This window comes from Vicinamibacteria bacterium (genome assembly GCA_035620555.1).
In the GTDB taxonomy this organism is placed as follows: domain Bacteria; phylum Acidobacteriota; class Vicinamibacteria; order Marinacidobacterales; family SMYC01; genus DASPGQ01.
Map to the genome: position 1 here is coordinate 1 of DASPGQ010000442.1, position 20,272 is coordinate 20,272.

Sequence of the window (20,272 nt, forward strand, 5' to 3'; positions counted from 1 at the left end):
GCGGCCGTTCGATCTCGGGTCCCGCCACGGCATTGAGCACTGAAAGGCTGATGAAGAAGTACAGTCCAGCCTGCCGAGCGGTAACCAAGACCTCTGCCGCGAGATCGGCGCGAAGCGCCGCAAAGGCTGAGCCGTGGCGGCCGATCGAGCGCGGGTCCCGCCACGGCATTGAGCACTGAAAGGCTGATGAAGAAGTACAGTCCAGCCTGCCGAGCGGTAACCAAGACCTCTGCCGCGAGATCGGCGCGAAGCGCCGCAAAGGCTGAGCCGTGGCGGCCGGTCGATCACGGGTCCCGCCACGGCATTGAGCACTGAAAGGAGACAGCCCTTGGCTTACCGGCTTTTGAACCGCTCGCTCACCAAAGTCGGCGTCGTCGGCTCGGGGCAGATCGGGCCGGACATCGCCCTGCACATGACGAAGGTGCTCGAACCTCACGGTGCTCGCGTCGTCGTGGTCGACATCTACGACAAGGCGCTCGACGCCGGCCGAAAGAAGCTGGACCGCAAAGTCGACAGGGGGATCGAGACCGGAGCGTTCTCGCCCGAGCAGGGCTCGGCGATGAAGGCGAACGTACTGTTCACCAAAGACTACGAAGCGCTCCGGGACGCGGAGTTGGTCGTCGAGGCGGCGACCGAGGATCTCACGCTCAAGCGAAGGCTATTCTCACGACTCGAGGAGCTGGTCGGGCCGGAAACGATTCTGGCATCGAACTCCTCCCACCTCGAGCCCGAGAGAATCTTTGCGGACCTTCGAGCTCCAGCGCGAGGTGTCGTCACGCATTATTTCTTCCCCGCCGAGCGCAATCCCATCGTGGAGGTGGTTCCCGGTGAGGCCACCGAGGAGCGCGTGACCCAGTGGCTTCTGTCGTTCTACGAGCAGGTCGGCAAAGTCCCCCTGAGGATCGGGAGCCGCTACGGTTATGCCATCGATCCGATCTTCGAAGGCCTGTTTCAGGCGGCGGCGTACGCCGTCGAGGACGGGCTCGGCTCGACCCGGGAAGTCGACGAGATCGCCCGACGGGTACTCGGCCTCGGCGTCGGGCCATTCACGGCAATGAACCTCACGGGAGGCAATCCCATTACGGCGCACGGGCTCGACGAGATGCACGAGCGCGTTCACCCCTGGTTCCGCACGCCGGAACTGATGAGACGTCAGATCGCCTCAGGAGAACCATGGGAGGTGCCGACGCGAGGCGAGCGGGTCGAGATACCGGCCGAGCGGGCAAAGCCGATCGAAGAGCGCATGCTCGGCGCCTACTTCGGACTCGTGTGCGAGGTTCTCTCGAGCGGGATCACGAACATCTCGGACCTCGAGATGGGGGTGTCTCTGGCTCTCGCCGTGCGTCCGCCCTTTGCTTTCATGAACGCCCTCGGGGTCGAGGAGTCGCTCGGGAAAGTGCGCGCCTATCACGGGGTCAGCGAAAGCTTTCCCGTCGGGAGCGCCCTGGTGGCGCAGGCAGCGTCCGGCGAGCCGTGGAAGATTCCCTGCGTGCTGCGCCGCGACACGAAGGGCGTCGCGGTTCTGACCATCCGCCGTCCCCAGGTTCTGAACGCGCTGAACGATGACGTTTTCGGGCAATTGTCGGACCACCTTCGTGACATTGCATCCGACGATGTCATTGAGGGGGTGGTTCTGACCGGGTTCGGTCAGAAGGCATTCGTTTCGGGCGCCGACGTCTCGATGCTCGCCGCAATCACTTCCGAAGAGGAAGGGGAGCGCATGTCGCTTGGCTCGCACGAAGTTCTGATCCAGATCGAGGATTTCCCCAAGCCGGTCATCTGCGCCTACAACGGTCTCGCGTTCGGCGGAGGGAACGAGCTGGGGATGGCATGTCATGCACGGCTCGCCCGGAAGGGTCTCGTCGTATTGGCGGCGCAGCCCGAGCCGAATCTCGGAATCATTCCCGGTGCGGGCGCCACCCAGCGCATGCCGCGGCTGGTGGGAATCGAAAAGGCCTGGTCCCTGCTTCGGACGGGACGGCCCATCTCGAGCGCGGAGGCGCTCGAGATGGGCCTGATACGCGATGAGGTCGATGGGGACCTCGTCGAGGCGGCGGTCGCTCTCGCCCGCGACGTCGCTTCCGGCAAAGTCGTGCTCCCGAAGATTCCACGGGAACCGATCGAGATCCCTCCGAGCTTTCCCGACGTCGACATCGGGCATCGGTCCCGTGCCGTGGATGCCATTCTGCAAAAGGCGATTCTGGAAGGCGCTCGCCTCCCTCTCGCGGAGTCTCTTCGCTATGAAGCGAAATGTTTCGGCGAGGTGTGCGGTCTCGCCGACATGCGCATCGGGGTCACGAACTTCATCGAGAACGGCCCTCGAGCGAAAGCGAAGTTCGAGCACAGATAACATCGATATCGGCGCGCGAGCCTTCGATCTGCTGTTGACGCGGCCAAATCTGGGCCGTAAGGACGACAGCATAGTGGGAGTCGCCCTCTGCTAGGATGCACCTAGGGCGGAACTGGATGAACCCTCGGGCATGACCAAACGGATCTACATCGAAAAGAGCTACTGGGAGACGACGATGAAGAACGACGATAAAGGCATTCAAGCCGTTCGCGACGTGCGAAAAAAGATATCCGCGGAATTTGACAACGATCCAGACAGGCTCGTCGAGCACTACATATTGGAACAAGAGCGCTATCGGGAGCGGTTGCTCAAGCCGGTTGCCGCTCCACTAGGGGAACCGTTGAAGAGTGGCTCACGGCGCCGTCCTCCAGCAGGGCGATAGGCGCGATCGAACGAGATTGATGGGGACAGTATCGTTGTCGTTGTGCGCTTCGTAGACTAATTGCCTCCCGGCAGCAGACGTTGGATCGACTTCTTGCCCGAACCGTCCCTCGGCGTTTCGCGTCACGCCACGAAAAGGTCGACGTCTTTTCGAGCTCGAATCCCGGGCCGTCGCTCAAGTTTGTGATCATAGCGGTCACCAAATCGTGCTCGGGGTACAGCGCCAATTGCGTGGTGCCCTATTTGCGCCCCTCGACGAGATGTTCCCACGACTCGAGCAGGTCGAGGCGCCGGGCCAGTCCTTCCAGCTCCGACGCGGACGAGGCGTCGAGTGGAATGCCGTTGGCCCGTCGCTCCTGTTCGAGGGCCATCTCGGACTCGCCCGGGTAGAAGACCCTCGGTGCCCCGGATGCTGGGGTACGGGTCAGCTGACGAATCATGTCCTTCATCTGGTTTCTGAAACGCACCCACGGAGCGAAGGCCCTCACCCGGATGGCGAGGAAGAAATGCCCGACCCCGGCGACGTCCGGATGCTTCGCCTCGGCTGCCGCGAGGTGACGTCCAAAGGAAGCGCCCGACAGGACACCGGAGAGGATGTCGAAGGCGAGCGCCAGGCCGTACCCTTTGTGAGAGCCTGTCTCGGGATGGCTTCCAAGCGGTAGCAGCCTCATCGATTCGAGCGCCGCCTTTGGGCTCGTAATCGGCTCCCCCGCGCTGTCGATCGCGAGCCCGATGGGAATGGGCTCGTCTCGGCGAAGAGCTTCTTCGATGGACGACCGCGATCCTGCGGTCGTCGCAATATCCAGCACGAAGGGCGAGGCGTCCTCGGGGCTTGGAATGGCGATGGCGATCGGGTTCGAGCCCAACATCGGCTTCGTTCCGTAGGTCGGAAGCATGACGGGAGTGGAATTGGAAACGACGATGCCGATCATCTGCTGTTCGAGTGCCATTCGGGCGTAGTAGCCTGCCATGCCGAAATCGTTGCTATTCCGTGCCGCCACACCGGACACGCCAAATTTGTTGGCCAGGCGAAGCGCGAGCTCCATCGCGTGCTGGGCGACCAGATGGCCCATTCCGTTGTCTCCGTCCACGACGGCCGCCGCCTGGTCCTCGGTTACGAGCTGGACTCGTGGGATCGGATTGATCAGCCCAGAGCTGATGCGGGACGCGAAGAACGGAAGCCGCCGAACGCCCTCGCCCTCCACACCAGCGAGGTCGGCGGCCACCAGGGCATCGCCTACCTTGGAGGCATCTTTCGCGGGAAGGCGAAGCCGTTTGAGCACTTCGCGCACGAAGTAATGGAGACGACCGTGTCGGACGTACAGCCTGTCGCTCACGTCGACCCCTGCAGCCAGCGATGGTCAGATAGATTGCGCTTAGTCATCGTGCGAGCGGGCGGAAGGAAGATGCTACTCGCGGCGGGCCGAGAATGCCAGCGGGTCAGGGCGTTCTCGGCTGCTTTGATTCGACGGGGAGCCATCCCCTCAGCCCGGGGGAAAAATACCACGTCCCGATGCCTTGGGGATTGGCGCAGGCTCGAGCTAAGCGGTAGCAACGCAAGGATTTTCGGACCTCGATCGGTGCGAGCGCGGATGGCATCGGGCTTGCAGCCTAGCCCGTGGCGCCTTTGAGGGGATTCTACCGTGGAGACGATGACTGGTGCCCGCAACGTTCTGCTGCTGGCCACTGCCCAGAGGGTATATGGGTTCGACTTCGACGAGATTCTCCGCGTTGCCATTGGCCGACACCAATCCAATGACCTTCAATTCGATTCACGCAACGTTTCTAACTACCACGCGGAGATCGTAAGCGAGCCCGACGGCCTCGTCCTTCGAGATTTGGGGAGCACGAACGGCACTTATGTGAACGAGAACCGAATCCGACAGGTCCGGCTTGCGCACGGAGATCGGATTCGTATCGGTAGACACGAGATCGGGGTTTTGCTCACGGGAGCGACTCCCGCGGTCGATGCCTTGCAAGTGCCTCTCAGCGTGGGCGGGCAGCAGGGAGAGTTCGGTCGGACCGATGGCAATGGTGGCTTGACGCTCGGTCGGCTCCTCGTGGGTATGTGCCGGAAGGGTGAATCGATGCTTCTGATGCTCATGCGCGGCACGAACGAGGAGATTCCCGTTTACATCCTCAACGGCCGCATCGTCCACGCGCAGGCCGGTAAGGCGCGAGCCGAGAAGGCCCTGTATCGCGCTTTCGAGTGGTACAAGGGAGCGTATCGTATCGAGCCCTACCCAAAAAACGACGGCGTGGCGCGCACGATGGGAATCCCGGTGGAGGCGCTGGTCCAAGAGGGTGAACGGCAAGCGGCCGAGCTCGACGAGCTCATGTCGCGAATTCCGCCGCCCGAAGTGACGCTGCGCCTTCGCGAAAGCTCGAAAATCCGGATTTGCGATTTGACGGCTGCCGAGCTCGATGTCTTCAAGGGTCTCATCCGATATGGAACCCTCGGGGAAACGATGGAAGAGTCGCCGATGACCGACCTCACCGTAATGAGCCTGGTGCATTCCCTTCTCCAGAAGAAGGTCTTCGAAGTCGAGGAAGGCGCCTCGCTTCTTCAGCAGACCAACGCGATCACCCGCGCCTGAGAGGCGTCGAGGACGCGGATGAGTCTCCCGCACACCTGCCGCATCCGCTTGTGATCTCTTTCGTCCCGTGGTAATTTCACCCCGATCTAGATCACAGCTTTCGAGCTCGGATTTGAGGATCGATCGTGTCCGCCCCGACAGGGAGGCTCCACCATGATGAGCTGCTCGAGTCGCCGATCTGACCGCGAAGGGTTTACCCTCATCGAGGTCCTGGTGGCCATGTTGGCCACAATCATCGTTCTGGCCTCGGTCTTCGCCTTGTTGACCGGAAGCCAGGACAGTTTTCGACGCGAGAACGAGGTCGCCGATACTCAGATGTCGACCCGTGCGGGTATGGTCTACGTCACCCGTGACCTGGCCATCGCTTCGTATCGCACCCCACCGCCAGCGGCGATTCTCTGGAATGACGGAGGGGGCATCAATCCCGATGAGGTCACGATCATCTCCGCGCACCCGGATTTTCCGGTTTCCAAGCCCATGCAGTGCGGGGGTTCGGGACAAGGTCGCGGAGGCGGACCCTGTGGGACGATCGCGCAATCCTCGGTTCTGCGCATCGAGCCGGACACCATGGACCCGAGCCCACTGAGTGCCGAGACAGCCTATTCCGAGGGGATGACCCTGACCGCGATCGAGACGTCGGACTGCAATCAGGACAATGAGATCGGATTCTATCCCTTCGTCGTCACCCAGCCGCCGCGCATGACGAACGCCGGCGGAAGAGAGGTCCTTCAGATCAATCACAACCCTGGCAAGGGTGGTGAGATGAATCCCCCGGGTGGGTTCAATAACGAGATCCGAGAGGACTGCGCGGTCGTTGGCGTGTTCCGCGTGATCACTTATCGAGTGAGTCCGCCACCTCCAGTCGGCAACCCCACTCTCGAGAGGCGCGATTTGAGCGCCGGTCCCGAATGGGTGGCGGTCGCCGACAACATCGAGAACTTGCAGGTACGCTACGGCGTGGGAAACTCTCCGGACCTCGTTGACCTGCCGGGCCCACCGACCGGCGACCCGGCGACCTGGATCCATCGCGTCCAGGTCTCCATCACCGGCCGCAGCGAGAGCACGAATCTCAAAGGCGCATCGGCGGGGGTCTTCGACCCGGCGGACACCTACCTGCGGAGAACGATATCGAGCATGGTCAGCCTGCGAAACGTGGTATTGGCGTCCGAAAACTTTCTCGCCGAGGGCCAGGAGCCCCCAGTACAGCCTTAGAACGTCAGTAAAAAACGGCGCCGCCGTCGACGTTCAACGCCTGGCCGTTGATTCCCCGAGCATCGTCCGAGGCGAGCATCACGGCTACGGCCGCCACTTCCTCGGGCTCGATGAAGCGGTTCTGAGGCGAGAGCTTCTCGAGCCACTTCTTCGCGTCTTTCTCGCTCCGGCCGGTTTTCTTGCTGATGTTCTTCGCCGCCCGCTCCGACATCTCGGTGGCCACGAAGCCCGGGCAGATAGCGTTCACCGTAACCCCGCAGGTGGCCATCTCGAGAGCGAGCGCCCGCGTGAATCCAAGGAGACCATGTTTGCTCGCACAGTAGGCTGCCGTGTAGAGAAAACCGACTTTGCCCGCCGTCGAAGCGATGTTGATGACCCGGCCCCATCCCGAAGCCACCATCCCCGGAAGAAACGCCCGGGTGACGCGAAAGGCACCCGTGAGATTGGTGTCGAGATGGGATTGCCAGTGCGCATCGTCCATCTCGAGGACTTTCACGCTTCCGGCGATTCCGGCGTTGTTCACGAGGACGTCAACGTCCCCGACCGCGGCCTTCGCCCGATCGATCGAGGCGGGGTCGGTCACGTCCAGAGCCACGCACTCGGCATCGGGGAGAGGCGCCAATGAGTCGAGCCGTCGCGCGGTCAGCACCAGCTCGGCGCCTTCTTCGGCGAAGGCGAGGGCGATGGCGCGCCCTATGCCGCGGTTGGCCCCAGTGATGAGGGCCCTTCGTCCCCGTAGCTTCATCCCGACGTCCATCCGTGAACCAGCACGATCACGATCGCGGCCGGCACGATCCAGCGGATCCAGAAAATCCAGAATTGGCCAATGGGGATGGAAGCGCCCCGGCGTATCTCTTCGAGGACGCGGCCCCGTTGCACGAACCATCCCAGGGCCACGAGAGTCAAGGCGCTGCCCACCGGCTGCATCGTCGATCCCCAGATGAGGTCGTTCCACATGAGGATATCGGAGCTCGCCATCGAAGGCAGCGCAACGAGCAGGTCGGCGATGATGAGCACGGCGAGCGAGCGCCCGCGAGCCCAGCCGCAGTAGTGGTGGAGGCCGTCGACGAGCACTTCCATCGCCGCGATGGCCGAGAGAAAGGCGGCGAGGAAGAGCGCGCCGAAGAAGAGGCCGCCCATGAGCGCCCCACCCGGCATCTCGGCGAAGACCCCCGGAAGCGTGATGAACAGTAGCGAGGGGCCGGAGTCGGGCTCGACGCCCATCGCGAAGACCGCGGGGAGGATCGCCAACCCTCCGAGCATGGCGGCGGCGAGATCCCCCCCGGCCGTCGCGATGGCCATTTTCGGTATGTCCTCGTCGTCGCGCAGGTAGCTTCCATAGACGAGGAAGAACGTGCCCCCGAGCGACAAGCTGAAGAACACTTGCCCGAGCGCCGCGAGCGCCGTCTGTCCGCTGAGCTTGGACCAGTCGGGAAGCAAGAAGAATCGTATCCCGTCGCTCGCCCCCGTGAGGGTTACCGAGCGAACGATGACGATGAGAAGAGCGAGAAAGACGACGGGCATGATGATCCGTGAAGCCCATTCGATGCCCTTCCGCACCCCGAAGTACAGGACGAAGCCGATGGCGAGAAAGGTGAGCGCGGTGACGGAGACATTCGGGATCGTGATGCCCGATAGCGTCCGGTCGAAATAGCTCGCGGGGTCAGCCCCGGCCGAGCCGACGAAAGCGGTCTCGACCGCGTAGAAAGCCACCTGGCCAACGACGAGCGTGTAATAGGACTCGGCCATGAATACCGTGAAGAACAGAACGAACCCGATCGCTCCCCCGCCGGGCATGCCAACCGACGAGAAGGCGCCGGCGGTCCCTTGACGCGTCAGTCGTCCGAGGGTCCACTCCGCCATGATCGCCGGAATTCCCAGAAGTACCGCGAACAGTATGTAGAGGGCAACGAAGGCTGCACCCCCGTAGCTTCCCGCCATGTACGGGAAGCGCCACACGTTGGCGAGCCCCACCGCTACGCCAATCAGCACCATGACCGATCCGAACCGCGAGCCGAACGTTTCTCGCGTTCCGGTCGTCATGCCCGCCCTTCAGGTGTGCTCGGGCGGCGGAGCCATCGCGACGAGAAGCACGAGCCGCTCGTCGGAGGAGTTCTCGACTCCGTGACGCTCTCCGGCGGGAGCGAGAACGGCCTGGCCGGGCCCGACCTGCTTGGATTCGTCGCCGACGTGTATCCGGGCGTGGCCTTCGAGGACCACATAGACCTTCGTGGACGCGACGTGGGCGTGCGCTCTTTGTTCTTGTCCGGGCTCGAGGCAATAGACGTCGAGAAAGATCTCGTTCGTCGAGAAAAGGTTCACTTTCTGCATCTTCTCGGGCGAGAAACGGCAAGCGTCGAATATCGTGCGAATCTCCATCGTCAGATCCTGGTCCTAAAGTAGTCGCGCGCCTCGAAAGCCTGCCCCGTGACCGAGCGCGACTCGTCCGAGGCGAGGTAGACGAAGATTTCCGAGATGTCCTCGGGCGTGGGAAGCGCCATCGGATCCTCGTCGGGATAGGCGTTCGCGCGCATGTCGGTGCGCGTGGCCCCCGGATTCACGCTGTTGACCCGGATGCCCTGCGGCTCGAGCTCGGCAGCCAGCACCTGCGTGAAACCCTCGAGGCCAAACTTGGAGACGGCGTAAGGGCCCCAATTGGGCTTGCCGCGGCGGCCTACACTCGAGCTCACGTTGATGATCGAGCCTTCGCCTTTTTCGATCAGGTGCGGCAGAAGGGGTCGCGTCACGTAGAAGAGACTCGAACAGTTGACTCGAAGAACCTCGTCCCAGGTAAGGACGTCCACGTCCACGATGGGAGCGCGCAACCCGAGGATGCTCGCATTGTTCACGAGAATCGAGAGATGCGAAAAGCGCTCGATGGCGACTTCGACCAAACGTTGGGCCTCGTCGGGGTCACCGACGTCCGCGCCGAGATAGGCAACGGCGCCCTTCCGTCCGGCCGATCGCTCGAGCTCGCCCGCGGCCCGCGCGAGCGCATCGTGACTCCGGGCGCAGAGAAAGACCGAGGCCCCCTCGCGAACGAAAACCGAAGCGAGACCGCGTCCCAGGCCCCGGCTCGCGCCGGTAATGAGCGCGGCCTTGCCCTTCAGTCGACTCATGATGGCGGCGTTCCAGCCCTCGTCATTTCTTCTGTTCGAGAAGCTTCTTGAGCGTCTTCATCTCCTCGTCGAGGACCTTTTGTTTGGAGGAGATGTTCATCACGTAGGTGAAGAGCGCGATCCAGACGACGGCGTAGGCCGCAAACAGGTAGCTCATACGAGCTCGAGCTCCTTGTGCAATCGATCGACTTCGTGACGGGTGTCTTCCACGGCAAGCCGCTTCTGGACCAGCCACAGGTACAGAAAGGAGAACGCAGCAAACGCCATGTACAGCGCCTGGCGCATCTGGGGGTGGAGGCCGGATCCCTCGCTCTCGATGATGACGGGCGAAGGGTGCTGCGTCCGCCATAACCAGATCGCCATGAAGACAATGGGAACATCGACGAACGCGATGATGGCAACGACCGAGGCGAGTTTGGCGCGCTTCGTCTCGTCGGGAACGTAGCGCCTCAGCATCAAATAGCCGATGTACATCAGCCAGAGCACGAGGGCGGTCGTCAGTCTCGGATCCCAGGTCCAGTAAACGCCCCAGGCGTACTTCGCCCAGATGGGACCCATGGTGATTCCGATCGTGGTGAAGAGAACGCCGACTTCGGTGGACGCGAGCGCCAGATCATCGAAGAGTCGCTCTTCCTTCCAGAGATACAGAATGCTCGCTCCGAAGGTTACCGCGAAGGCGACGAAGGCAACCCACCAGCTGGCTACGTGGAAATAAAAGATTCGCTGGACATCGCCCATCGTACGTTCGGTGGGGGCATATACGAACGCTCCGTACAGGGCGCCGATCATGCTGACGAAACAGACATAGGGCAGGGCCTTCGAATACTGCTTCCTCATGTTTTGCGGCGGATTATACTATGCACCGAAGGGAGCGCTGTCATGCCGACACGGCATCTCACCGGGTGAGTCGCATCGATCGAGCTCCCATCGTCTTCTCCTGCCTCGGGCACCTCTACGTGCACTTCTGTACGGCTTTCTATTTCGTGATCGTGCTCGCCCTCGAGCGCGATTGGGGACGTCCGTTTCACGAGCTCATCGAGCTGTGGACGCTCGGCTCGCTCCTCGTCGGCCTCGCCGCGCTGCCCGCCGGACTCCTCGGCGACCGTATCGGTTCGGCAAGAATGATGGCAGTGTTCTTCGTCGGGATGGGAGCCGGGAGCGGCGCCGCGAGCCTTTCGAGCTCGACCGAGTCGATGATGGTGTCCCTCGCCGCCATCGGTTTGTTCGCCTCCATCTATCATCCGGTCGGGATCCCCTGGCTGGTTCGCCACGCGAGGACGCGACCGGGCAAGAGCCTCGGTGTGAACGGCATCTTCGGCTCGGCGGGCTCGGCGCTCGCGGGCATCGTGTCGGGCTCGCTCGTCGATTTGGCCGGTTGGCGCGTGGCATTCCTCGTTCCCGGGCTAGTCTGCGTTGCGACCGGTGCGTTGCTATTCACGTTTCTCGCCACGGGCCGCATCCGAGACGAGAGGCCGGCGCCAAGGACGGATTCTCTCGAGCCATCGGCCGACGGACGACGAGTCGTGGGCATCTTGCTCGTCACCATGTTTCTCGCCGGACTCGTCTTCCACGCCACTCAGACTTCGCTTCCCAAGCTCTTCGAGCAGCGCCACGGCGGGCTCGTCGAAGAGGGCGCATTCGGCATCGGGCTTCTTGTCGCGCTCGTCTATGGGGCGGCGGGTGTCATGCAAATCATGGGCGGGCACCTCGCCGATCGCTACCCGCTCAAGCCCGTCTATCTGGGGGCGATCCTTCTTCAGGTGCCATTGCTGTGGGTGGCCGCTTCGATTTCCGGACTGCCTCTCGTCGTGGTCGCCACGCTCATGGTGATGGCGAACGCCGGGGCGCTGCCAGCGGAGAACATGCTCCTGGCGCGCCACACTCCGGAGCGGCGACACGGTTTGTTCTTCGGGGTGAAGTTCGTGATGACTTTCGGTGCCGCGCCCCTCGCCGTAGCTCTGGTCTCCGCCGTTTCCGGCCGAACCGGAGAGCTTCATTGGCTCTACGTGCTTCTCTCGAGCTTCGCCCTGGCCGCATTCGTCATCGCGGCATTCCTTCCGTCCTCGCGGCGAGCCCCGTTGACAGAGCCCCTTCTCGTCCCTACCATAAAAGAAACAACACAAACCTAGAGTCTCGCTCGCGCGAGGCTAGCTTTTTCGCACCGAGGTTCAATTGAATAACGAGGATGTGGTCGGTGGGATTCTGTGGCTGCTTGGCGTAGCGACCCTCTTTCTGCTCGCGACGGCCGTCGCGCTCGCGATGGCGCGTGACGGGCTGGTCCTCTGGGACCAGGCGAAGGAGGCGGTGCGGGCGCTCTCGACGTTCTCCACGTTGCTCGTGGGCGTTGTCGTGGTGGTACACCTGAAGGGGACTCGCGCGAAGAAGTAGACCACTCGAGCGCTCGAACTTCCGAGCCCTCTTTGTCTATCAACCTGCTTATAATGACCGGCCATGTTCGGTCTTCCCGCAACTACGACCCTTCTTCTTTTCGGATTCCCCGCTTTCTGGATTGTCTACACGGTGGTGTTTCTCGTCGCCACGCGTAAGTGGGATCGCGGATAGAGATCGTGAACACCACGGTCGTTCTCTTCCTCGTTCTCTACTACGTCATCGTTCTGGGAATAGGCTTCTGGGCGATGCGCCGGGGCGCCGATGAGGATCTCGAGGGGTTCCTTCTCGGAGGTCGAAGGGTTGGCCCCCTGGTGACCGCTCTTACCCTGCAAAGCACCTCGATGAGCGGCTACATGTTTCTCGGCGCCGGGGCGCTCGGTTTCACTCAGGGCTACTGGGGCCTGTGGTATGCGGCCGGAGACATCGGCGGCGGAGTGCTGAACCTGAGCGTCATCGGGCGCCGGATGCGCAAGCTCTCTCAGATGATGGGCTCGCTCACCTCGATCGAGTATCTGGAGAACCGCTACCCCTCACCGATCACCCGTCTCCTGGCCGCGGCCCTCTCGGTCTTTCTGCTCGCCTTTTACGTTCTCGCGCAGTTCATTGCCGGCGGCAAGGGAATGGAGCTCGTGACCGGGCTGTCGTACCCCGTTTCTCTTGCCATCGCGCTGGGCATCATTCTGATCTACACGTTCCTCGGTGGCTATCTTGCCGTCGCCTATACCGATTTCTTCCAGAGCCTCATCATGCTGGTGGGTGTGGTCTGGATCCTGGCGGCATCGCTCTACCATGTGGGAGGGTTCTCCAACGCCAACCAGGCCATTGCCGCGATCGATCCCACTCTGCTCACGGTGTGGGGAAAGGGACTCGGATTCGAGGGTCAATGGGGTGTCGTTCTCGGTGCCGTCCTCGTCTTTTCGGTCGGCTATATGGGCTGGCCCCACGTCGTCACCCGTCACATGGCGATGAGCCGTCCCGGAACGGCAAGGCTTGCCGGTGCCTACGCGACGCTCTGGAATCTCCTGTTCGTCTCGTCACCCTATCTCGTCGGCGTCCTGGCTCTGATCATTCTCCCGGAGCTCGTCGACCCCGAGCTCGCCATCCTTCGCGTGGCTCAATTCGTATTGCCTCCCGCGATCACCGGTATCGTGATGGCGGCGATCATGGCCGCCATCATGTCGACGGCGGATTCGCTCCTCCTGCAGACGGGCTCCATCGCGTCGCGCGATCTCTATGAGCGCTTTCTGAACCCGAGGGCGTCGGAGCGACAGATGGTGCTCGTGTCGCGCGGACTCGTGGTCTCCATCGGTATCATCGGATATTTCGTGGCGCTGGTCGAGCCTCCCGCGGTGGCCTTCATCGTCATCTTCGCGACGTCGGTACTCGGGAGCGCGTTCGCACCCGCTTATATCTGCGCCGTTTGGTGGAAGAAGGCCAATACCCCCGGCGCGATCGCTTCCATGGTGGCGGGCGCCGCTGTGTCGATCGTCTGGGAGGTCGCGAAGCTCGCCGACTCGACGACGCTCCACCCCATGTTCGCCGGAATCCTGGCATCGAGCTTTACCATCGTCGTCGTGAGCCTGGCGACCCAGAGAATTTCGGCGGTAGCGCCCCACATTGTTGCCGCGATGGAGGAGGCCTCGCGCCTGGGACCCATCCCCCGAGAGATGCAGGGGATGGCCGACTTCGCTCTCAGACCCGAGGCAGCGGAGATTGCTTCGTTCCTCACGAAGCGGAGCCGTAGAGGGAAGTGAATGGATAGGCGAACGGTTTCGAGCCTGCGAGGGGCGATCGGACGGGACGAGATCGAGCGTCTCTCCCCCAACGCGCGGGCAGAAATCCGAGTGTACTATCCGTATCACTCGTTCGTATCTCGCTCCCGGGGCCGCCGGGTTCACTTTCTCGTCGACGCGAGGACCGGGCTCGTGGCCACCGCGGATCCCTATCAGACCGAGACTCGCGAAGTTGCGGAAGACGACGTTCTCGCCGTCGCAGTCGGCGCCGACGAGGCCCGTCAACGTGTCCGACGCCACGCCGCCCGGACCCTGTCTCGCAGTGGAAACGCGAGGATCTTCGAGAACGGCCTCGTCTACAAGCCTTTCTGGATTCTCTCACTCTCGTCGGCCCCGGGGAAGCGCCCTCGTATGCTCGTGGATGGCATCACCGGTCGCGTACATCCTCTCGGTTTCGGTGCGGAGTCCGGCCTTGCCGAAGCGGAGGACCCTGTGCCATGATTCCGATCCGAAACAGGAGGGATGAAAGTGCGTAAGCCAACACCTTGTGCCCTCGTCTTGGCGCTGCTCTGTGCTCCGGCGCTAGTCGCCCAGGAGAGTCAGGAGACCGACGAGGCTTCTTACGAGCTTCTCGACGCGATTCGCGACGGACAGCTCAGGGACGTACGCCGTCTCATTCAGGCGGGCGCCAACGTGAACTCGATCTCTGACGGGGGCATGCCGGCGGTGAGCCACGCAGCGATGCGAGGGAACACGGAAATCGTTCAGGCGCTCGTGGGTGCAGGTGCGGACCTGGAGCGCAAGGACCGGGCGGGGGCAACCGCCCTGATGTATGCGGCTCAGTTCGGACACAATGAGGTCGTCGCCGCTCTGATCCAAGCGGGCGCGGATGTCAATGCCACCGACAACATCGGGTGGACTCCATTGATCCGCTCGGCCGTAGGGAGAAATGCCGAGGCGACGCGGGCGCTTCTCGAGGCGGGCGCGAACGCAAACGCCACCGACTTCTTCGGTCGAACGGCGATGCAAGTGGCGGAAGGTAGAGACGCCGCCGAGGTGATCTCGGCTCTGAGCGGAAGCTCTTAGCTAGCTTTCGCCGCGAAGCCTTCGTCGAAGGTCGTAGTCGAGGTCCTCACTCCTCGAGGACGTATTCGAAAGTGAGCCAGGAGACGACGACGAACACCACGGCGAACACGATCAGGACCCGTATCCACGTTCCGGGGCTCGAAAGGGGCTCGGGCGTGAAGAGGAGTCGAGTCGACTCCGCGGCTCCGATTACCAGGGGAACCACGGCAGGAAACAGGAGCACTGGAAGAAGCACCTCGCGCATCGATGTGTTCGCCGCCACCGCGGACAGACTCGTGCCAACCGCGGAATAGCCCACCGTTCCCAACAGGAGAACGATGGCGAAGCGGAACATGTCCCCGATAGAGAGGACTTCCCACAGGCTCAGGTTGAAGAGCACCATGAACAACGGAAGTATGAAGAGCTCTGTCGTGAACATGAAAACGGAATTGGAGACGAGCTTCCCGAGGTAAATGGCGCTTCGGTCCGCGGGGGCGAGCATGAGGCCGTGAATGCACCGGGTCTCGGACTCGGTGGCGAAGCTGCGGTTCAGTCCCAGCGTTCCTGCGAAAACGAATGCGACCCACAGCACTCCCGGCCCGAGCTCCAGTGCGCGCTGCCGGTCGAGCACGAGCGTGAAGTTGAAAACGAGAAGCACCAGGGCGGCGAACACGAACATCGACGAGACCATCTCCTTGGTGCGCAGCTCGGTGCGGATATCCTTTTCCACGATGGCGAGGGCCACCCGAACCAAATCACGGGATCCCTGGCTCACGGATGATCACCCGGCCAAGAGACGCCGCACATCCGCGCTCGAAGCCCCGGTAGCGTCGGTGGCGATGCGGCCCGATTCCATCAACAGGATGCGGTCGGCAATGGCGACCCCACGATCCACGTCGTGGGTCGTGAGGAGGACGGTCGTGTCCCGACGCAACGATTTGATCCGGTCGCTCAAGCGATCACTCGATACGGTGTCGAGCCCGGTGAAAGGCTCGTCGAGGAGGAGGAGGCTCGGTCGATGAAGGAGCGCCCGAGCGATTGCCAGACGCTGCGTCATCCCTCGTGAGAGGTTCCGTGTCGGAGTCCTCCGGCGCAGCTCGAGATCCGCCCAGGTGAGCGTGGCCTCGACGTCGGCATCGACCCCGTAGAGCTTCGCATAGAACGCGAGGTTCTCGGAGACGGTCAAGTCGGGATAGAGGAGGCTTTCGTGCGAGACGAACCCGAGGCGGTGGCGAACGGCGTCTCGAAGATCGTCGAGCGGCCGACCGTCGAAGAAGAGCTCGCCCGACGTCGGTTTCAGCAGGGTTGCGGCGATGCCGAGGAGCGTCGATTTTCCCGCACCGTTTCGCCCGAAGACGACGTGGCATCGCGCCGGCTCGAGCGCCAGGTCGACCTCCCGCAACGCGGTCAGGCGGCCAAAACGTTTGGTTACTCGGCGCGCCTCGAACGCCGGCGAAGAGGAAGGCAATCGGTCAATCTCCCTGGTTTTCTGACCGGGGGGGCAACACCGTGGCCAGCAGGCCGTAGCCGAGGGCGGCAGCCATCAGTGTGACCACGATCCATTTAGCGGCGCGTGTGGTGTCGGGAATGCGGGTGACCGATCCGCGCGGCGATTCCTGCGCCACCTCCGATGGCGAGTCGGCGGCGACGTCGCTTCCTCCGGTCAGCACGACCGAGAGATTCGACCCTCGTGGCACGTTCAGCTTGCGGATGGCGGCGAAACGACCTTGCGGCTCCGTTCCCAGATCCTCCCACCCATCGGCTTGCACGGTAATGTCCGGAGGCGCGGTGAACAAGTAGGTTTCGGGATGGTCGTAGAAGGTGCGTTCGTCGAGCCGATAGGAACCGCCGGCATAGCTTACCGAGTACGAGGCGACGATCTCGGTCTCGCCCGGTTTGAAGGCGGTCTTGGTGATGTAGCCCTCCCCGCCGGGCAGGGGAGACGCCTGCTGCGGAACCGGCATGCCGCTCGATCCCTGGGCCGATACCGAGTGCAGCTCGAGAAGCTCCGTCGACGGAAGGCTGAAGCGGAACGTGCCGCTCGAATTGTAGTAGGTGAGCGGCGGGTCCGTCCGGTTCTGGACCACGTAGATCTTGTCGACCAGAAGACGATCCCCCTGGCGCCGGTAGACGTAGCGAGCCGAAGCGAGCGCGAGCCTCGCTTCATCCCAGTCCTCCACGACCTCGTAAACCGTCAGCTCGGCTTCGGCTTCATAACCGCGGCCGAAGAGCACGGGCTCGTTGTAGCTCACCCCGCGGTAAGTTGCCTGGAGGAGCATCGGTCGTTCTCCCTCGACCTCGATGTCTTCGATCGTTACCGCGCCTTCTACCGGCCCCAGTTCTTTCATCGGGACCATCCCGCCGCTGAGTCGGAACAGTGTGATCTTCTCCGCCACGCCCTGGCCCCCGGTCGTTCCGTTCACGAGCCGCACGCGCAGGATTCCTCCTCGAGGCTGCGCCGAGGCGGCCGATGAAAGCAGCGCGACGATCGCCGTCGAAACGAGCACCCGCCGATTCACGACGCGACCTTGCTCCCACAGAAGAGGCAGAACTTCGATTCCTCCGGCAGAGACTTCGCGCAAGCCGGACATACCCTGGCAAAGGCATCGCCGCAGCTCATGCAGAATCGGGCATCGGCCGGATTCGTCTCCCCGCACTTCGCACAACTTCGTGCGGCAGTTTGCTTCTTGCCTCCCGGCGCCCGCTTCTTGCGCTCCACGGGCGCCTTCTTCGGTGGTGCCAGCTGATCGATCTGGCCCAGGACCTCGGCCACCTGTTTCAAGTAGTCGTTTCGAGCGCGCTGGAAATCGTTCTCCGACACCTTCCCCGCGTCCTTTTCGAAATCGAGGTCCTTGATCGCTTCGTAGAGCCGAAGCTTCGTTTCCTCCAGATCCTGGAGTCGTCGTTGTGTCTCGTCGAGCGGCTCCGCGGCTCGGTTCTGGGACTCGAACACCGGGACGAGAACGAAGATGACGACGGCCGCTCCCAGAAGAGCCAGGGCGACCAGGATCAACTCGGGATGTCCCGAAGCTCTCTCTCGATCCGGGCTCGCTCGGCCTCGCTGAGCTCGCCAACGGAGGCGTTACCTGCGGTGGCCGACTCGCGTTTCCAGGAACGAAGAACGCTCCGGGTAATGAAGAAGCCAACCGCCAGCACCAGGAACGGAGCGGCCCAGGCCGTAACGTGAAAACCCTCGACCGGCGGCGCGGCGAGGATGGCGAGCCCGTAGCGATCGGCGAACGTCTCGATGATGCTGGCCACGCTGCTCCCTTCCTGGAGACGCTTCGCGATCTCCTCACGAATCGGCTCGGCGGAATGGCAATGTTCCATCGAGCAGGTGGCCACCGTCGCCGGACAACCACCACATTGACACATCAGCGACTCGGTCGCCTCCCGATATTCGTCGGAGTTGTATCGCTCTTGAGAGACGGCGGCTTGCGAGACGAGAGCCAGGATGGCGAACGCTTCAAGCCACTTCATATTTCTCTTTCCTCTGCTGGTCGTCGGTCGCCTTCTGCTCGGCGTCGGTCTTCCGCACGAGCTTGAGCGCACGTCGGCTGGGAACGATGGTCACCACCGTTCCCAGGAAGACAACGATGCCTCCAAGCCAGACCCAGCGAACCAGAGGCTTGACGAAGACCTGAACCGTGGCTTTGTTCTCGGCCATACCGGCGAAGACGAGGTAGAGGTCCTCCTGAAACGTCGCGTAACGCCTCACCTCGGACGTTGGTTGTTGGCTGGCAATGTAATAGTGCTTCTGCGGGTCGAAAGTACCGAGAATTCGCTCGTTCTTCCGCACGTCGAGACGCGCCGCCAGCCATTCGTAGTTCGGCGTCTTGCCTTCGTCGATGCCCGCCAGGGTGACCTCGTAGCCGCGAATCGTGACCGACTCCCCGGGGGCGAGGTCGGCCTTCGTGTCGGTGTCGAACGCGGAGCCCGCCACCCCGATGAAGATGAGCACGATGCCGAAATGGACGATGTAGCCGCCATAGCGCCGGGTGTTGATGAGTGTAAGGTCGACGAGTGCGGCAAAGTAGCCACCGCCTCGGTGCGCCTGGCGAACCCGCGCGCCTTTGTGAAATTCCTGCACGATGGTGGCGAGGACGAGCGCCGAGAGGGCGAAACACATCAGGGCATAGACGTGACGCATCCCCAGCGCCACGAGGGCGAATGCAGTCGCGAGGGCGGCGACCAAAGGCCAGGTGAAGTTCCTTCGCAGACTGTCGAGCGAGGACTTGCGCCACGCCAAGAGGGGGCCGATTCCGGTGAGCGCGAGAAGGGCGAGACCGATGGGGACGTTGACCCGGTTGAACCAGGCGGGGCCCACCATCGCCTTTTCGCCCTCGATGGCCTCGGACAGAACCGGGTACATAGTGCCCCAGAGCACCGCGAAAGAGGCAACGAGGAACAGCAGATTGTTGTACAGGAAACCCGATTCGCGCGACACCATCGAATCGAGCTCGTTCTCCGACTTGAGATCGGAGAGCCTGAGGACGACGAGAGCGGCGCTGACTAGCCCGGCGATCCCGATGAACAACAGGAAGATCTTGGCGAAGTCCGACTCGGCGAAAGCGTGGACCGATGAGACGACACCGCTTCGAGTGAGGAACGTCCCGAACACGCAGAGAAGGTACGTCAGGATGACGAGGCTGACGTTCCAGATCTTGAGCATCCCCTTTCGCTCTTGAATCATCACCGAGTGCAGATAAGCCGTTCCCGTCAGCCAGGGCAACAGTGCGGCGTTCTCGACCGGGTCCCAGGCCCAGTAGCCGCCCCACCCCAGCTCGACGTAGGCCCATCGCCCGCCGAGCAGGAGACCCATTCCCAGAAAGAACCACGCCACGAGCGTCCAACGCCGGGTGGACGTTATCCACTCGGCACCGAGTCGACCGGAGATGAGGGCGGCGATACAGAACGCGAAAGGAACCACGAATCCCACGTAGCCGATATAGAGGATGGGTGGGTGGATCGCCATGATGGGATGTTGCAGGAGAGGATTCAACCCACGACCGTCGGCGGGTGCCCAGGCCTCCGGTCCTTGAGCCGTCATGACACCGAGCTGGCCGAAGGGGTTGCACACCCAGTAGTTCAAATAGGTGAAGAAGAGCACCACCGCACCCAACGTCGCGACGACGTAAGGCATCAGCTCGCGATTCTTCTTCCGGTTGGTGAGTACGGTGATTCCCGCGAAGACGAGGAGCAGCCAGCTCCAGAACAGCAGCGACCCGTCGTTCCCCGCCCAGAGCGCCGCCACTTTGTAGAGGAAAGGAAGGTCGCGATTGGAGTAGCTTGCCACGTACTCGAAGCGAAAGTCGCTCCGGACCAGAAGCACGATGAGAGAAAAGCATGCGAGAGTGGAAAGCGCCGTACAGGCGACGAGCGCCCGCTCGGCGCTAACGATCAGCTTCGCGCTCTTCCGGTGAA

22 protein-coding genes are annotated in these 20,272 nt (G+C 62.7%); 9 read left to right on the top strand and 13 right to left on the bottom strand.

The genetic code is table 11. The features are described from left to right. Positions 1-328: 328 nt before the first annotated feature. Together VEK15_17830 and VEK15_17835 are read left to right on the top strand one after the other, a co-directional pair. Positions 329-2,350: a 3-hydroxyacyl-CoA dehydrogenase/enoyl-CoA hydratase family protein gene (locus VEK15_17830; protein HXV62564.1), complete on the top strand. Its 2,022-nt coding sequence runs from the start codon at positions 329-331 to the stop codon at positions 2,348-2,350. 130 nt (positions 2,351-2,480) lie between these two features. Then, positions 2,481-2,732 (top strand): hypothetical protein, encoded by a 252-nt coding sequence (locus VEK15_17835; GenBank protein ID HXV62565.1) that lies wholly within the window; start codon positions 2,481-2,483, stop codon positions 2,730-2,732. Between the two features lie 238 nt (positions 2,733-2,970). Here VEK15_17835 and VEK15_17840 read toward each other — a convergent pair whose 3' ends face one another. Next, a complete protein-coding gene (locus VEK15_17840) occupies positions 2,971-4,068 on the bottom strand; it encodes an Ldh family oxidoreductase (GenBank protein HXV62566.1) in 1,098 nt (365 codons plus the stop codon). A gap of 315 nt (positions 4,069-4,383) precedes the next feature. Here VEK15_17840 and VEK15_17845 point away from each other — a divergent pair, with 315 nt between their 5' ends. Continuing rightward, complete coding sequence (locus VEK15_17845; GenBank protein HXV62567.1) at positions 4,384-5,328, top strand: FHA domain-containing protein; 945 nt, start codon at positions 4,384-4,386, stop codon at positions 5,326-5,328. 153 nt (positions 5,329-5,481) lie between these two features. Further along, the gene (locus VEK15_17850; protein ID HXV62568.1) at positions 5,482-6,540 is read left to right on the top strand and encodes a prepilin-type N-terminal cleavage/methylation domain-containing protein; all 1,059 of its coding nucleotides are present in this window, start codon (positions 5,482-5,484) and stop codon (positions 6,538-6,540) included. Positions 6,541-6,544: 4 nt separating this feature from the next. Here the strand turns inward: VEK15_17850 and VEK15_17855 are convergent, their stop codons facing one another. Genes VEK15_17855 through VEK15_17880 form a run of 6 tightly spaced genes read right to left on the bottom strand, consistent with a single transcriptional unit; the run spans position 6,545 to position 10,496 of the window. Next, positions 6,545-7,285 carry an SDR family NAD(P)-dependent oxidoreductase gene (locus VEK15_17855; protein HXV62569.1) on the bottom strand — a complete coding sequence of 247 codons (741 nt, stop codon included), beginning with the start codon at positions 7,283-7,285 and terminating at the stop codon, positions 6,545-6,547. Then, the gene (locus tag VEK15_17860; protein ID HXV62570.1) at positions 7,282-8,583 is read right to left on the bottom strand and encodes a sodium-dependent transporter; all 1,302 of its coding nucleotides are present in this window, start codon (positions 8,581-8,583) and stop codon (positions 7,282-7,284) included. Before VEK15_17860 ends, VEK15_17855 begins: the two co-directional genes overlap by 4 nt. 9 nt (positions 8,584-8,592) lie before the next feature. Continuing rightward, a complete protein-coding gene (locus tag VEK15_17865) occupies positions 8,593-8,919 on the bottom strand; it encodes a cupin domain-containing protein (protein ID HXV62571.1) in 327 nt (108 codons plus the stop codon). Between the two features lie 2 nt (positions 8,920-8,921). Next, positions 8,922-9,659 (bottom strand): SDR family NAD(P)-dependent oxidoreductase, encoded by a 738-nt coding sequence (locus VEK15_17870; GenBank protein HXV62572.1) that lies wholly within the window; start codon positions 9,657-9,659, stop codon positions 8,922-8,924. Positions 9,660-9,681: 22 nt separating this feature from the next. Next, positions 9,682-9,816 carry a CcmD family protein gene (locus tag VEK15_17875; protein HXV62573.1) on the bottom strand — a complete coding sequence of 45 codons (135 nt, stop codon included), beginning with the start codon at positions 9,814-9,816 and terminating at the stop codon, positions 9,682-9,684. Beyond that, positions 9,813-10,496 carry a cytochrome c biogenesis protein gene (locus tag VEK15_17880; GenBank protein ID HXV62574.1) on the bottom strand — a complete coding sequence of 228 codons (684 nt, stop codon included), beginning with the start codon at positions 10,494-10,496 and terminating at the stop codon, positions 9,813-9,815. Before VEK15_17880 ends, VEK15_17875 begins: the two co-directional genes overlap by 4 nt. 20 nt (positions 10,497-10,516) lie before the next feature. Here VEK15_17880 and VEK15_17885 point away from each other — a divergent pair, with 20 nt between their 5' ends. The 5 genes from VEK15_17885 to VEK15_17905 all read left to right on the top strand — a co-directional run bounded on the left by VEK15_17885 (position 10,517) and on the right by VEK15_17905 (position 14,869). Beyond that, on the top strand, positions 10,517-11,788 hold the full coding sequence (locus VEK15_17885; protein ID HXV62575.1) for an MFS transporter: 1,272 nt from the start codon (positions 10,517-10,519) through the stop codon (positions 11,786-11,788). Positions 11,789-11,831: 43 nt separating this feature from the next. Continuing rightward, positions 11,832-12,047 (top strand): hypothetical protein, encoded by a 216-nt coding sequence (locus VEK15_17890; GenBank protein HXV62576.1) that lies wholly within the window; start codon positions 11,832-11,834, stop codon positions 12,045-12,047. A gap of 179 nt (positions 12,048-12,226) precedes the next feature. Next, on the top strand, positions 12,227-13,804 hold the full coding sequence (locus VEK15_17895; protein HXV62577.1) for a sodium/proline symporter: 1,578 nt from the start codon (positions 12,227-12,229) through the stop codon (positions 13,802-13,804). After that, on the top strand, positions 13,805-14,284 hold the full coding sequence (locus tag VEK15_17900; GenBank protein HXV62578.1) for a hypothetical protein: 480 nt from the start codon (positions 13,805-13,807) through the stop codon (positions 14,282-14,284). Positions 14,285-14,311: 27 nt separating this feature from the next. Then, entirely contained in the window at positions 14,312-14,869 is a 558-nt protein-coding gene (locus VEK15_17905) for an ankyrin repeat domain-containing protein (protein ID HXV62579.1), read from the top strand. 46 nt (positions 14,870-14,915) lie between these two features. On the opposite strand, the gene VEK15_17910 is transcribed toward VEK15_17905, so the two are convergent. The 6 genes from VEK15_17910 to VEK15_17935 form a co-directional block, all read right to left on the bottom strand. Continuing rightward, positions 14,916-15,623: a heme exporter protein CcmB gene (locus VEK15_17910; GenBank protein ID HXV62580.1), complete on the bottom strand. Its 708-nt coding sequence runs from the start codon at positions 15,621-15,623 to the stop codon at positions 14,916-14,918. A 6-nt stretch (positions 15,624-15,629) separates the two neighbouring features. Beyond that, a complete protein-coding gene (locus VEK15_17915; GenBank protein HXV62581.1) occupies positions 15,630-16,316 on the bottom strand; it encodes an ABC transporter ATP-binding protein in 687 nt (228 codons plus the stop codon). A 4-nt stretch (positions 16,317-16,320) separates the two neighbouring features. Then, positions 16,321-17,367 (bottom strand): hypothetical protein, encoded by a 1,047-nt coding sequence (locus tag VEK15_17920; protein HXV62582.1) that lies wholly within the window; start codon positions 17,365-17,367, stop codon positions 16,321-16,323. Continuing rightward, positions 17,364-17,861, bottom strand: coding sequence for a zinc ribbon domain-containing protein (locus VEK15_17925; protein HXV62583.1), 498 nt, complete (start codon positions 17,859-17,861; stop codon positions 17,364-17,366). The genes VEK15_17920 and VEK15_17925 overlap by 4 nt, the downstream gene beginning before the upstream one ends. Next, positions 17,858-18,328, bottom strand: a complete 471-nt coding sequence (locus VEK15_17930) for a cytochrome c-type biogenesis protein CcmH (protein ID HXV62584.1) — start codon at positions 18,326-18,328, stop codon at positions 17,858-17,860. The genes VEK15_17925 and VEK15_17930 overlap by 4 nt, the downstream gene beginning before the upstream one ends. Further along, the coding region (locus VEK15_17935) for a heme lyase CcmF/NrfE family subunit (GenBank protein HXV62585.1) at positions 18,315-20,272 on the bottom strand (1,958 nt) is incomplete at its 5' end. The genes VEK15_17930 and VEK15_17935, both read right to left, overlap by 14 nt.

What these genes read in the sequence shown, in the direction of transcription:
- VEK15_17930 (HXV62584.1), bottom strand. Translation starts at nt 18,328, where the DNA reads ATGAAGTGGCTTGAAGCGTTCGCCATCCTGGCTCTCGTCTCGCAAGCC.
- VEK15_17870 (HXV62572.1), bottom strand. Translation starts at nt 9,659, where the DNA reads ATGAGTCGACTGAAGGGCAAGGCCGCGCTCATTACCGGCGCGAGCCGG.
- VEK15_17885 (HXV62575.1), top strand. Translation starts at nt 10,517, where the DNA reads ATGCACCGAAGGGAGCGCTGTCATGCCGACACGGCATCTCACCGGGTG.
- VEK15_17880 (HXV62574.1), bottom strand. Translation starts at nt 10,496, where the DNA reads ATGAGGAAGCAGTATTCGAAGGCCCTGCCCTATGTCTGTTTCGTCAGC.
- VEK15_17845 (HXV62567.1), top strand. Translation starts at nt 4,384, where the DNA reads ATGACTGGTGCCCGCAACGTTCTGCTGCTGGCCACTGCCCAGAGGGTA.
- VEK15_17865 (HXV62571.1), bottom strand. Translation starts at nt 8,919, where the DNA reads ATGGAGATTCGCACGATATTCGACGCTTGCCGTTTCTCGCCCGAGAAG.
- VEK15_17850 (HXV62568.1), top strand. Translation starts at nt 5,482, where the DNA reads ATGATGAGCTGCTCGAGTCGCCGATCTGACCGCGAAGGGTTTACCCTC.
- VEK15_17900 (HXV62578.1), top strand. Translation starts at nt 13,805, where the DNA reads ATGGATAGGCGAACGGTTTCGAGCCTGCGAGGGGCGATCGGACGGGAC.
- VEK15_17875 (HXV62573.1), bottom strand. Translation starts at nt 9,816, where the DNA reads ATGAGCTACCTGTTTGCGGCCTACGCCGTCGTCTGGATCGCGCTCTTC.
- VEK15_17855 (HXV62569.1), bottom strand. Translation starts at nt 7,285, where the DNA reads ATGAAGCTACGGGGACGAAGGGCCCTCATCACTGGGGCCAACCGCGGC.
- VEK15_17860 (HXV62570.1), bottom strand. Translation starts at nt 8,583, where the DNA reads ATGACGACCGGAACGCGAGAAACGTTCGGCTCGCGGTTCGGATCGGTC.
- VEK15_17835 (HXV62565.1), top strand. Translation starts at nt 2,481, where the DNA reads ATGACCAAACGGATCTACATCGAAAAGAGCTACTGGGAGACGACGATG.